The sequence below is a fragment of the Brenneria nigrifluens DSM 30175 = ATCC 13028 genome (assembly GCF_005484965.1).
Taxonomy (GTDB): Bacteria; Pseudomonadota; Gammaproteobacteria; order Enterobacterales; family Enterobacteriaceae; genus Brenneria; species Brenneria nigrifluens.
Genome location: NZ_CP034036.1, coordinates 4,189,932 through 4,204,492, shown reverse-complemented (window position 1 = coordinate 4,204,492; position 14,561 = coordinate 4,189,932). Strand labels below are relative to the sequence as shown.

Annotated in this window: 2 protein-coding genes; both read right to left on the bottom strand. The window is 54.1% G+C overall.

From position 1 onward, the window contains the following. Positions 1–54 precede the first annotated feature (54 nt). Entirely contained in the window at positions 55–6,426 is a 6,372-nt protein-coding gene (locus EH206_RS19740; protein WP_009114557.1) for a type I polyketide synthase, read from the bottom strand. After that, positions 6,423–14,558, bottom strand: coding sequence for a type I polyketide synthase (locus tag EH206_RS19735; RefSeq protein ID WP_009114556.1), 8,136 nt, complete (start codon positions 14,556–14,558; stop codon positions 6,423–6,425). Before EH206_RS19735 ends, EH206_RS19740 begins: the two co-directional genes overlap by 4 nt. Between the last annotated feature and the right edge of the window lie 3 nt (positions 14,559–14,561).

The window sequence follows — 14,561 nt, the reverse complement described above, 5'->3', positions numbered from 1 at the left end:
CTTTACAGATGATTTTTTATAAATAAAAATATTTTTCATTCACTTTTAATATATTCATTCTTTCGGTTCTTTCTCATTGCCTATTGTGTTATCCGATTTTTCTTCTGTTTCGCAAAGCAAATCAGATAGGTTTTTTGCAGTATGAACCGCATATTCTGTTAACAGTTCAAAATGACTCCCCGGTGTGATGATGCTTTTCACCAGATTTGGCCATTCATTTGCCCACTGTTCCGGTTGTGCTGACGCGGGATAATCTTTGGCTTGAAGCATCACCGTTGGTGTTTTTAGGTGTGTAGGCATCCACTGTCGACCGAATAATTCGAGGTACCAGGCCATCGCCATGACTGAGGTGTCCTCATCCGACCAAAATTCGCCTTTGGCCGCAAACCATGTGCGCAGTACATCGGCCATTGCGGTTTCATTCATGGCTGATGGTGGAAAGCTGTCGATTAATACAACCGCTTTGGGCTGCCGACCGCGAGACTCCAACTGGTGGGCTGCTGCATGGGCGACGAGTCCGCCAGTAGAGAAACCGACCAGTGTAAAATCGCGCTCCGATACGCTTCTCTCTATTGCCGTTGCCAGCGCCGCCGCCGCCGCGTAGTCTGTGGCTGGCAAGGGTTCGCCATGATATCCGGGTAACGGTACGGTCAGCGTACTATATTGATCGCTCAAAGCTGAGCTTAAGCGCTGATAAGTTAAATTGGCAGCGGCGGGAATGAATGAGTTAAGGCAAACCAACAGCGGCTTTTCCCGATCATTACGCAGCCATATTGTCTCCGGCGCATGCTGTTCATGCTGTTGATGCGAAAAGTGCTCGCGTAGGCGCGCCGCGCCGGCTAACACACTTAGTCCTTCCTGGGTCAGGTTTTCTTGTACTGCTTGTCGTAGCAGGTGGTAGAACCTGCCGGAGTCTTTCTTCGCATCGGTACGCACTTCTGTTGAGACGGTATGCTTTTCCCCGATCAACATATTCAGTAAGTATTGTGCAAGCACCTGCGGCGTAGGATGATCGAAAATTGCCGTAGCAGGAATGCGGACACCAAGTGTTAGTGATAATCGGCTTCCCATTTCCACTGAGGTGAGGGAGTCAAAGCCAAGCGTGATGAATTCTATATCAGTTCTTATGGATTTAGGATCCGAATGGTCCAGCACTTCACCTGCGTATTGAATTATTAATTTAAGCAGATAAGGCAACCGCTCTTTTTCTAGCATATCCGCAATTTGTAGTGATGAACCGACGTCGCTCCTGGACGCTGTGCGACGAGGGAGCGCCTCCGACAAGAGCGGTATGTTGCCTTGCTCGCGCAGCGCTTCCAGATTCAAACGCGCAGGTATTAGTAGCGGCGGATGATTCGTCACGTGTGTGCCAACAACGGTATCAAGATAGGCCAAGCCTTGCGAGCGGGAAAGTGGGATTTGGCCCGTTGCGATAATATGCTGTATATCCTCATCTCCAAGCTGTTCTCCCATTTCCGAGCGTTCGGCCCACATCCCCCAGGCCATTGAGGTCGCAGGAAGACCTTGATGGTGCCGATGGTACGCCAATGCGTCCAAGAAGGCGTTGGCGGCAGCGTAGTTGCCTTGCCCTTTTTGCGGAAGAATACTGACCGCGGAAGAATAGAGAACGAATGCTGCAAGCTCGTGATGGCGAGTGAGCCGATGAAGACACCAGGCGGACACGGCTTTAGACAGTAAAACGCTATCTATCTGCTCTGCGTTCATTGTCTTTAATGTTGCCGTGTCTATGCTTCCTGCCGTGTGAATGATAGCGGTGAGGGGATGTGCTGTCGGTATGGCGTCAAGCAGCGATGCCACCGCTGACATATCGGCGATATCACAAGCGACAATAGTCACCTGTGCGTCAAGCTCGGCGAGGTCTTTTAATAACGCATTGGCACCCGGAGCGGTTTTACCTCGTCGACTGGCAAGAAGCAGGTGGCGAATGCCGTGATGCTCAACCAGATGTTTCGCGATGACTTTTCCCAGTGCACCCGTACCGCCGGTAATCAGCACAGTGCCGTCAGGGTTAAGGTTACGGCACTGATTTTCTGGTCGGTCGGCGTGGCCGTAAGCAGTAAAGTCACCATCGCCAACGGCTTTCAACAGTCGTGGTGCGAGAATTTTCCCCTCGCGCAACGACAGTTGAGGTTCATGGGACAGCGCGTTAATCGCGGTGTTTATCAAATGCAATGATGCATTTTCTACCTCATTGATATCAAGCAGGAAAAATCGGCCTGGATATTCAAGCTGCGCGGTGCGAACCAATCCCCACAGTGGAGATTGTGAGAGATTAGGGACATTTTCTCCATCGTTTGTCGCTATCGCACCTTGCGTTACCACAAGGAGGGGAACGTCAGTGGTTCGGTGATCGTTAATCCACGCTTGCAGTGCATTGAGTACACAGTGCGTAGGGCTATGATCGATAAACTCAGAGGTATCGTCGCCATCCGGTGCGATAAATACGGCGATCTCATCCTGCTGAGGTGAGAAAGCCGCCAGCACTTGATGAATATCGTCGTCATACGCACTGGTGGTGTCGTACTCTTTTATGAGGCTGGAGAATCGGTCCACTTGCTTGTTTTGCGGAACAATCCAGCGAATTTTCGGCTTCGTGTTGGATGAATCGGGTTTAATTTCACGCCATTCCAGATGGTAAAACGGAGGGCGCGATGGCTCAATACGTGAGGGGGGGGACGATTTCAGTACGATGGCGTCAACGACGGCGACGGCTCGCCCGGTATCATCAGCGAGCCGTAGAGAATATTCGCGGTAACCCAGGGAGGAGGATGTCAAGGGTTTACGCACCAGATGTCCTCGCAGGCGTTGCACATTCTTGGCGTAAGGTCGCAGTCCGCTGATGTAGAACAGGAGACGGGGTTGATTGTTTTCCGTTTCTACGTCGAGTTTCTCGATCAATGCCGCCTGCATACCCGCATCCAGTATGGTTGGGTGCAGGATGAAATCCCCTGCCTGCTCTCCCTGAATCGGGGCCAATGTCGCCTCGACATATAGGTTGTTGTCATGTTCCCAGACGTTGGTCAGTTGTTGGAACGATTCACCCAACACTACGCCTTGTTCGGCAAGTTGTTCATAGAGAGGGCTGAAATCGACCTGCTTGGCATCCGCTGGCGGCCAGTTCGGTGAGCGTAGATCCGTCCATTCCGGGGGCGTACTGTGGTCTGGCACTAGATAGCACGTCGCATAGCGTTGCCAGATAGGCATCTGGTCATGCGTCTGTTCGGGACTGGATAGATAGAAATAGGCGTCGGCCTGACGTCCGCCATTTGCCTCCGGTTCGCCGATACGCAATTGAATATGGGCGGGAACCTGTTTCTCAATAGGTAAAATGGTTTGTAGGGTGAGATCGTCCAGGCGTTGACAGCCAATAAGCTCGCCGACGTAAAGCATGAGTTCGGCGGTTACGGTTCCCGCCACTGCGGCGACATCGCCAACGACGTGTTCCAAGAGCCACGGCTGCTTCGCCGCATCCAGCAGGCCAGTGAAAACCCAGCCTTGTTCACCGGCTAGTCGGATTCCTGCATGCAGGAATGGGTGATTAACCGCAAAGAGTCCGCCGTCGAACGTTGGCCGCGCCGACGGTGCCTGCAACCAATAGCGTCGATGCTGGAATGGATAGGTCGGCAACGGCACGGTCAGTGTCTGAACGAGCAATTTCCTCCAGTCCAGCGGTTTTCCTTGCGCGTAAAGTTTGGCCAACGCGGCAAAGAAGGGGCGACACTCATCCCGATCTTTACGCAAGGAGGCAATCCACGCCGTGCTTGGGATGCCGCTAGATTCACGGGTCGTACTGGCTCGACCCAGAGCCGTTAACACACCATCAGGGCCGATTTCCAGCGCGGCGACGATATTGTGTGTCTCAAGCCATTGGACCGCTGCGTCGAATCGCACCGCACAGCGTGCCTGATTAGCCCAATATTCAACAGAACACGCCTGTTCATTGGTCAGACGTTGACCGGTAACCGTTGAAACAATCGGAATGGCAGGAGCCTGAAACGACAGTGCTGACAGCGTTCGGCGTAAGGTATCAACGATGCTATCAATGTGGGGAGAATGAAATGCGTGGCTGGTTCTTAAACGATGTGTGCGGTAGCCGCGCGACTGCCACTGCTCGGCTATACTGAGTACAGTATTCGTATCACCGGAGATGACTACAGAAGATGGCGCATTAATCGCGGCGATCGAGACGCATGCTTCATATCCTTGCAACGACGGTAAAACCTCCGTCTCGCTGGCTTCAATGGCGACCATCGCGCCGTCTACAGTAATGGATTCCATTAGCCGTCCGCGCGTAGCAACGAATGTCGCGGCATCAGCCAGCGTGAATACGCCAGCAATATAGGCGGCGGTGATCTCGCCAATAGAGTGGCCGCTCAGGACATCAGGCTGCACACCGAGATGCATGACTGTCCGGCATAAAGCGGTCTCAAACGCGAACAAGGCTGCCTGGGTAAAATCAGTGCGATCCAGTAGCAAGGCATCTGCACTGCTCTTTTCTGCGAACATCACTGTTTTAAGCGGTTGCGGCAGCAGGGGATCGAGATACCTGCAGACTTCGTCGAGCGTTTGAGCGAATACTGGGGACATATGGTATAGACCCTGTCCCATTGTTGGCCATTGCGCGCCTTGCCCAGTAAAAAGGAACGCGACGTTACCCGACGGGGAGCGGACACCCTGAATAACACCGGGGGCGTAGTGATTGGCTGCCAGTTCCTCCAGTGCGTTGAGCGCATTTTTGCTATCTTCTGCGGTAATGACGGCGCGATAATCAAAATGGCTACGGGTGGTCGCTAGCGAATAGGCGATAGCGGTGAGGTCCGGCTCCTCGTCTGTGTTCTGGGTAATCCATGTGTGTAGTTGCTTAGCCTGGGCGCACAGTCCTGCTGGTGAAGTCGCTGACAACGGCAGTGCGATGCCGGGAGCGGCGAACGCGCTTGTCGGTGCGGTCTCTTCTGCTAGAGGCGTAAGCGGCGGAGCTTCTTCAAGAATGATGTGGGTGTTAGTACCGGAAAAACCAAATGATGATACTGCTGCACGTTTGGGGCGTCTGGTATCGGGCCAGTCGCGCGCCATGTTAAGTAGTTTAACGTTGCCACGCGACCACTCTATTTTACTGGACGGTGTCTCAGCATGTAGCGTTTTGGGTAATCGCCCATGTTGGAGAGCCATCACCATTTTAATGATACTGGCGACGCCAGCGGCAAGCTGGACATGGCCGATGTTGGATTTCAGTGAGCCAAGCCAGAGTGGTTGATCGTCCGAACGGTGTTTGCCGTAGGTGTTGAGCAGCGCATGTGCCTCAATGGGATCGCCAAGCGTGGTGCCTGTGCCGTGTGCTTCTACAACATCAATGTCGGAGAAGGTCAATTCCGCATTCTTCAGCGCCTGACGGATGACCTGTTCCTGTGCAGGACCGCTTGGCGCAGTTAGCCCGTTGCTGGCGCCATCCTGATTAATCGCGCTTCCTCGAATCACGGCCAGCACGTTATGTCCAGACCGTAAGGCATCGGAGAGCTTTTCCAGCAAAATTAGCCCGATGCCTTCAGAAAAACCGGTGCCGTCGGCATGGTCAGAAAAGGCTTTACACCTTCCGTCAGCGGCAAGACCGCCCTGACGGGTGAACTCGGCGAAGACCTCAGGAGAGGCCATAATCGTCGCGCCGCCTGCAAGGGCTAGTGAACACTCGCCGTTCCTCAAGGAGTGAATGGCCTGATGGATCGCGGTAAGAGACGAGGAGCAAGCGGTGTCCACCGTAATGGCCGGACCGTTCAGCCCTAACGCGTAAGCAATGCGCCCAGAACTGATGCTGCTCAGACTGCCTTGTAACCGATAACCGTCGGCGGCGGGGTTGCGCCGCTCGATATCGCTGAGATAGCCGTTGTGCGTGGCACCGATAAAAACGCCGGTCTGGCTGTTTTTTAACGTGGCGGGAACGATACCGGCACGTTCTAGAACCTCCCAACTCACTTCAAGTAGTAAGCGTTGTTGAGGGTCCATCGCCAGTGCTTCACGGTCGGATATCTTAAAGAAACCGGCATCGAAACCTGCAGCATCTTCTAGAAAACCACCTCTCCAGGTGTTGGCGATGGCCCTGAGTTCCGGGTTTTGTTCAAATAAGGTATCCACGTTCCATCCCCGATCGGCGGGAAAGGAATCAATAGCCTCTTCGCCATCGGAAAGGCGTTGCCAAAGCTGTTCGGGAGAGTGGATGCCGTCGGGTAAGCGGCAGCCCATTGAAATAATGGCGATAGGCTCATGTGCCGCTTGGGTCAAATTCTGGTTACTCTGTTTCAACTGTTCGTTCTGCAAAAGGCTGTGACGTAACGCATCCATCAGACGTTGCTCGGTGGTTCCCTGGTCAACGCCAGTATTTTTCGCTGCGTTATTGTTTTTTCCGTGTGTCATAGTGCGTTGTCCTTGTCAGATAGGGCCATAGACACCAACTCATCTATACTGGCGAATTCGATATCGGTTAACTGAACATTTCTCGGGGCTTTTTCCACGGGGACGGTGCCGTCGGCTATCTGAATTAATTTTTCCAGCAAGCCGGCATCACGCAAACTGGCAAGCGGGATGCCAGCAATACGTTCACGAACGTACAACTCATTTTCTTCCGTTATCGTTTCGTTCATCGTCATGTCCAGCCCGGAGAACAGTTCCGCATCGAGATATTCAGCCAGCGCGACTGGGGTGGGGTAGTCATACGTCATCGTCGCCGGCAGACGCAGGCCGGAAATAGCCGACAGGCGGTTACGTAACTCCAGCGCCATAAGTGAGTCGATGCCGCTCTCTTTAAATGACTGCTCGGGTACGAGAAGCGAACCGTTATCAAGGCCAAGGATACCTGCGATGTTATCGACAATGGTGACTTGTAGCTGCTTTAGCCGTGCGCCGGGTTCCAATGGAGACAGAGACTGGCGCAAATCGGGCGCTTTTTCTCCGCCGGATGACGCCCGACGCGCAAGCGCAGGTCCTGCCAACCGTTCAAATAACGGGTGGAGACGCCCAGACTGCATATTTTTACGTAACATCTGCGGGTTCAATGGTGCGGCGGTATAGACGGCATAAGGCAATGCCAATGCTGCATCGATCATCGCATTCCCGTGTTCCGGCGTGATAGGGGCGAGACCGGTACGCGCGATACGCGCGTTGTCAGTCTCGCTGAGCCGACTCGATAGCTCGGTGACGGGTTGCCACCAACCCCAGGCGAGGGAGGTGGCGCACAATCCCTCACGGCGGCGGTTGTGCGCCAGCGTGTCTAGCGCTTTGTTCGCGGCCGAGTAGTTTCCTTGCCCTGGGCTACCTAATGTACCCGCGCTGGATGAGTAGAGAACGAAAGCCGCGAGATCGTCAGTACGAGTTTTTTGGTGCAAGTGCCAGACTGCGTCGATTTTTGGTGAGAATACCGTATCAAGGCTCTCTGCTGTCAGATTGGCGATGGTGGCGTCAGCCAGTACGCCTGCGGTGTGGAACACGCCAGTCAACGGATGTGCGTCAGGGATTGCTGCGAGCAGTTTATCCAGCGCAAGAGGATCGGTGGTGTCACAGGCGACAATTTCGACCGTTGCGCCCATGTTTTCCAGTTTCGCTTTCAATTGTGCTGCACCGTCAGCGCGAGCGCCGCGACGGCTGGCGAGAATCAGGTTTTTGACCTGATGCGCCTCTACCAGATGGTGTGCGAGTAGTCCAGCCAGTGTTCCCGTTCCCCCGGTAATCAACACGGTTCCGTCAGGATTGAGTGGTTGAGAGAAGGTCAAAACAACTTTGCCGGTATGTCGCCCTTGCTGCATTAAGCGGAAGGCTTGTATCGCCTCTCTGATATCAAATGCGGTGATCGGCAACGGTGCCAGTGAACCTGCACGCATCAGAGATAATAGCGTGGTCAACATCTCTGCTGTCTGTTTAGGGGAGCTGTCTGGTCGGTCAAGGTAGTGATAAGTCAGGTCGGTAGGAAAATTCTCGCGAATATCGGTTTTACCTAGTTCGATAAAGCGACCTCCCGATGCCATTAGCGACATTGACGCGTCGATAAACTCGCCGGTAAGAGAGTTGAGTACCACGTCAATACCTTTGCCAGTAAGCTGCGGACGGAATTTCCCGGTGAATTCAAGGTTGCGTGAGCTGGCAATATGATCGCCGGCGATACCGAGTTGGCGCAGAATCGGCCACTTGTCAGGATGCGCGGTGGCGAACACTTCCGCCCCCAAATGATGCGCCAATTGAATGGCTGCCTGACCGACGCCGCCCGCCGCCGCGTGAATCAAAACACGTTCTCCCTTACGCAACGAGGCGAGTTGCGTAAGCGCATAATAGGCGGTGAGAAAGGCGATGGGGACGCCGGCGGCTTGCGCGAAAGTCCAGTTTTCTGGCAGGTGGAAAGTTGTCGTCTGATTGGCGATAACCGTCGGCCCAAACGCGCCTTCGGTCAGTACCATCACCCGATCGCCTATATTGAAGTCTTTTACGTCCGGCCCGACTTCCGTAATGACGCCAGCGGCTTCCGTGCCGAATTCATGCTGAGGCGCGATGAGTCCCAGCGCGCACACGACATCATAGAAATTAACGCCGGCCGCACGCACGCTAAGTCGGATCTGTCCTCTGCCCAGTGGCGCGTTGGCTTCAGGGGCGGGTTTTAACATAAGGTTGTCGAGATTCCCAGTATCCGAAATGTCCAGGCGCCACAGCGCACTATCGGAGGGCGGCGTTAGCAGCCCGGTTTTCACCGTTCTGGCCAAATGTGGAATGAGCAGTTGTCCTTGGCGCTGCGCCAACTGTGGACGATCGCTTGCCAGCGCCGCGCTGAGTAGCCCGGTGTCGGTGAGAGGGCTGTCGGTATCAAGTAGCACGATGCGGCCGGGGTTCTCGTTCTGAGCTGAGTGCAGCAATGCCCACGCAGCGCTATGCGCTACATCCAAACACTCATGGGATGCATGTTCTGTTGCTCGGCGCGTGATCACCAGCAGGGTGGTGTTGGCCAGGCGTTCATCAGACAGCCAGAGTTGGAGTTGTTCGATAACCTGTTCACATAGCGAGCGGGTCGTGTAAGGGGGATTATCCGTCTTCGCCGAATCGCTGACCGGTAACGGCCAAACCAGTACCGTCGGCAGCGTGGATGACGTCAGTCCCGCACTTAACGCGCGTAGCGATTCATAGCGAACGGCGATATCCAGTGGACTGGTGCCATCGAGATCGCTTTCAAGCAATCCCCAACTGGCAGTAGCAGGGGCTTCTTTTACTTTAGATGCGCTGGGTAAAGGACTCCATGTCGTGCGCAGTAGATCGTATTCAGGCTGGATGCGTAACTGGTTACGTAGCTTGTCTCGCGTGGTTTCCCGTAAATTGAGCGTCTCAATCGAAATCACCGTTTCGCCAGTCTCATCAGTGGCAATCAGGCTGATGTTATCGTTTGTTTTCAAATTTAAGCGGGCGCGTAACTGGCGTGGCTGTTTGTCAGCCAACGTAATGCCGCTCAGTGCGAATGGCAGCCGTAGCGTTGTTGCATCGTCATCTTCGCTATCGGGCAGCGCGATGGTATGCAGCACGGTATCGAGCAGCGCAGGGTGTAGGAGATGTCCGTTCGTCGATAGCTCTTCAGGCAGACTGGCTTCGGCATACACGCTATCGCCGTGGCGCCAGGCTGCACTCAGCCCTTTAAACGCTGCGCCATATTCATACCCGGCCGCGGAGAGCCGTTGATGAAGACGGGTGAGATCCAACGGTTCGGCGCCGGCGGGCGGCCAGTCCACATTGTCAAACGGGCGTTCCTGTTTTGAGACGCCGCGCTGTAATAACGCGTTGGCGTATAGCGTCCACTCGGTGGCATCCAACGCCTCATCGTTATGGAGCCGGGCATGGATTGTGACAGCGCGCAGCGCTTGCTCATCAATTCGCCCGACTCTGAGCTGCAGATCCAACTCACCCTGTTCAGGCAGCACCAGCGGCGCTTGTATCACCAGTTCTGCGATCCTGTGGTGGTCCGTCAGTAACGCGGCATAGCTCACCATATCCAGATAAGCGGTTCCGGGAACCAGTGCAACGCCGGTCGCAGCGTGATCCGCAAGCCAGGGCTGGCTGGAGAGTCCGATTCGTCCTGTCAGCAGAACGCCTTCGTCGTCTGGCAAGTCGATGATCGCGTTTAACAGTGCATGTTCCGTCGGGCGTTGTCCAACGGTGACGACATTGCTGGCGGTGGGAGGTGTTAGCCAGTAATGACGATGCTCGAAAGGATAGGTCGGAATGTCTACGAGACTGGCATCGGGGTGAAGTGCTCGCCAGTTGATGCTGTGTCCACTGACGTACAAATGTGCCATTGCCTGCGTCAGACATTCAACAGCGGACTTATTGCGCTGCATTGAGCCGACGATCGTCGCCGTATTGTCTGTTGTTTCTTCGAGTGCGGGCAGCAATACCGCATGCGGGCTGCACTCTAAAAAGGTCACTTTGCCGTTTTTGCTCAATGCAGATACTGTGTTGAAAAAATGTACCGGGTGGCATAGATTGTCGCACCAGTATTTGGCACCGAGCGTCGTGCCATCGAGTGGGGCGTCAGACACATGGCCGCCCACAGTGCTGTAAAAAGGAATGCGAGTGGCATTGGGCTTCACACTGGAAAATAGCTCCATCAGAATGGGGCGCAGTGTGTCGAGTTGCGGCGAGTGGCCTGCGACATCGACTGCAATCCGTTTAGCGCGAACCCGCGCTTTTTTACAACGTTGGAGCAGTGTCTCGATGGAACGGGTATCGCCTGAAACCACAGTTGATGTCGGACTATTGAAGACGGCGAGGGTAATTTCTCCCTCATCTGGAGAAAGGAAAGCGCGGGTCTGCTCTTCGGAAAGGCCGAGCGTGGCCATTGCGCCGTGTCCTGACTGGCTAAGCATCAGCCTTGAGCGTAACGCTACGATCCGGATCGCATCTTGTAGCGACAGGGCGCTCGCGATATAGGCGGCGGCGATTTCGCCCTGAGAGTGCCCCACGACGGCGTGCGGCGTAAATCCGAAAGATTGCCAGAGGCGAGCGAGTGCGGTCATCACGGCGAAAAGCGCGGGCTGTACGACGTCAACGCGGTCTAAAGGCGGAGTTCCGGGGTTGCCGCGCAGAACGTCAATCAGTGACCAATCGACATAGGCACGAAGCGCGCTATCAACCTCGTCGATAGCCTGCCGGTAAACAGAAAAGTTATTATACAGTTCCATCCCCATTTCAGGCCATTGTGACCCTTGTCCAGGGAAAACAAAGAACAGTTTTCCAGATTCGTTGGCCGGTGAGGTTCCGACGGTTAGTGCCGAATCATCCTGCATATTTTCAAGAGCTTGCAATCCTTTTACTAACGCTTCTTTTGACTGACCCCTGACGGCGGCGCGGTAGGGGAATTGGCTGCGTGAAATGCCGAGCGAGTAACCCACATTAATGGGATCAATCTCGTGGTTGCTCGCTAGATACTCCCGTAGTTGCGCTGCTTTTTTGCGTAGCGCAGTGTCGGTTTTTGCAGCAATTGGCCAGAGCATTTCCTGTGGTGCAGAGACAGCGACGGCATTTGCGTGGTCAATGGGATCTCTCGGAGGTTGTTCCACAATGAGATGACTATTGGTGCCGGAGACGCCGAATGAAGAGATTGCTGCGCGATAGGGCCGATCGCCGACTTGCGGCCAGGGCTGTGAGGCTGAAAGTAGTTTTATCGCACCGCTTGACCAGTCGACTTCGTGAGACGGTTCAGTGATGTGCAGACTGCGCGGCAGCATGTTATGACGGAAAGCCATTAGCATCTTGATCAGCCCGGCAACCCCAGCGGCGGCTTGCGTATGCCCGATGTTGGATTTGATTGACCCCAGGAGTAACGGCTGTTCGGCTGAGCGTTGACGGCCATAGGTTGCCATCAGCGCATTCGCTTCGATAGGATCGCCAAGACGAGTGCCCGTACCGTGCGCTTCGACGACATCGACATCTTGCGACTTAAGACCCGCGTTAGCCAGCGCATGGCGAATGACCTTTTGTTGAGCGGATCCATTAGGAGCGGTCAGCCCGTTAGAAGCACCGTCCTGATTCACTGCGCTACCGCGGATAACGCCCAATACCTTATGCCCGTTCGCCTGAGCCTGAGAGAGCGGCTCCAGCAGTAACATACCAATGCCTTCCGATAGCCCCACACCATCCGCTGACGTGGAGAAGGCTTTGCATCGACCATCCGGTGCGAGCACGCGTTGTTGAGAAAAATCGATGAGTACACCTGGCGTCGGCATAATAGTAATACCGCCCGCTAACGCTAATTTACAGTCATTGCTGCGGAGCGCTTCACAGGCGGTATGAATGGCAACTAACGACGAGGAGCACGCGGTATCAATTGTGACTGCCGGTCCATGCAGGCCAAGGCTATAGGCTACTCTGCCAGACGCCACACAGGTGGCGGTGCCCATGTAGCCGTAGCCTGAAACGTCCTCTGAGGCATGTTGAATCTGGGAGCCATATTCTGTCGCCATGATGCCAGCATATATCCCGGTATTCGAACCATATAGGCCTGATGGATCGATGCCCGCGCGTTCAATGGCCTCCCACGAGACTTCAAGCAGAAGCCGTTGTTGGGGCTCCAATGTTAAGGCTTCTCGTGGTGAGATACCGAAGAATCCGGCGTCAAATAGCGGTGCTTCATATAAAAAACCACTGGTACGGGTAGATATTTTACCGAATTTGCCTGCCTCCGGATCATACAGTTTATTGACATCCCATCCACGATCCGACGGGTAATCACCGATGGCATCGCGCTCGTTCACGAGCAGATCCCACAGTGCTTCAGGACTGTTTACATTTCCAGGATAACGGCATGCCATACCAATGATTGCAATAGGTTCGTCGTGATGGCGCGTCTCCTGCGCTTCCTGTCCATCATCGGATGACGATAGGCCAAGTTCTTGTCTCAGATATTCACTTAATGCTCGTGGTGTGGGGTGGTCGTAAACGAGCGTGGAGGGAAGTTCTATTCCCGTCGCAATGGATAGCCCTCGTGAGAACTCGACTACGGTCAACGAGGTAAAGCCAATATCACGAAACGCCTGCATGTCCGAGGAAAAGGTTTCGCCTAGCAGTGTTTCAACTTCACGTGATACGAGTCCCAGTAGTATGTCGTACTGTTCAGACGGCGAGCGATTTCCCAGCGCGACTCGATCGATGTCGTCGTTTAGCGTGGTACTTACTGAATTAGCTGAAAGTGAAGAGGTCGCTCCGGCAACGGACGAGGCTTCCTCCACACCGGCCAGTGCTGCGTAATAGCCGTCTGCTTGCTGTGGAAGCAGTTGAGTGAATACGCTTGTCCAATCAATTGACGCGCCGTTGATAAATGCGTGAGCGAGGGAATAAAGTAAACTCTCTTTGTCATTTTTCCGACGATCGAGCGTGGAGATAGCTGCGCCTTTAACGCCAGCGGCGCGCAGATGTTCTTCAATGATGGAGGTCAGAACTGGGTGTGGACTGACTTCAATAAAAAGGCGATGTCCGTCGTTGATTAAGGCTCGAATACTGTTTTCAAACAAAACAGTCTCCCGCAGGATGCGATACCAGTAGTCTGGCTGGAAATCTTCGGCACTGTAACGTGCGCCAGCAACAGAGGAATAGTAGACAGCATGTGCTGAAGAGAGAATATTGCGAGGTGCCTGCGCTATTACTGCGGCTTTCACTATGTCCACCTGAGGAGAGTGCCCTGCAACCTCTCCTCCTGGTACTTTCCAGGCCCAGAATCCTGCTTTAGTTAGTTTGTCGAGCAGGGCGTTAGTATCTGTTGTAGCACCGCTTAATGTGACGCTTTTATTGCTGTTGATAGCGGCAACGGCCAGTCGATCTCCCCACTCTTTGAGTAATGGCGCGATATCGTCAACGGAGGCCGCTACCGATATCATCGCACCTTGTCCCTCAATGTTTGAAAGCTCTTTTCCCCACAGTGTAACGAGTTTGGTTGCGTCTTCCTGGCTTAAATAGCCAGCGGAATAGGCGGCTGATGCTTCGCCGACGGAATGTCCGACCACGGCTGCTTCACGGATGCCAAAAGCTCTCCATACATCCGCGAGCGCGGAGGATATCGTAAACTGTATTGGCTGGATTTGTTTCAGACGTGAGAAAGGCTCACTGGCAGCGAGCGCATCTGCTGGATTCCAGCCAAGGTTGGCCTGAAATATCTCACCGCTTTTATCCGCGCTTTGACGATAAGCGGGGAGTACGTTGAGTAATTCTGAGGTCATTCCTTGCCACAATGGGCCTTGCCCGGAGAAAACCAGTACCGGGTTTATACCTGCACCGGCATTCCCTGTTAAAACATTGCGCGCTGCTCGTCCCTGCGAGAGTGACATTAGCCCTTTGAGGTATCCGGCTTTATCTGTGGCGAAGATGGCACTACGCATTTCAGCATGTGGAATGGTGAATTGATGCAGGCAAAATGTCGTGAATTCATCGTCGGGTAAGGATTCAAGCTTGCGTAGCCAATGTTCGGCTACGCTAGTGAGTGCAGACTCGGATTCACCAGAGAGAATAAGTGGCAGGTTTAAGGCATCCATATG

Bases quoted from the DNA above. Each gene is read 5' to 3' on its own strand.
- EH206_RS19740 (WP_009114557.1), bottom strand. From the start codon at position 6,426: ATGACACACGGAAAAAACAATAACGCAGCGAAAAATACTGGCGTTGAC.
- EH206_RS19735 (WP_009114556.1), bottom strand. From the start codon at position 14,558: ATGGATGCCTTAAACCTGCCACTTATTCTCTCTGGTGAATCCGAGTCT.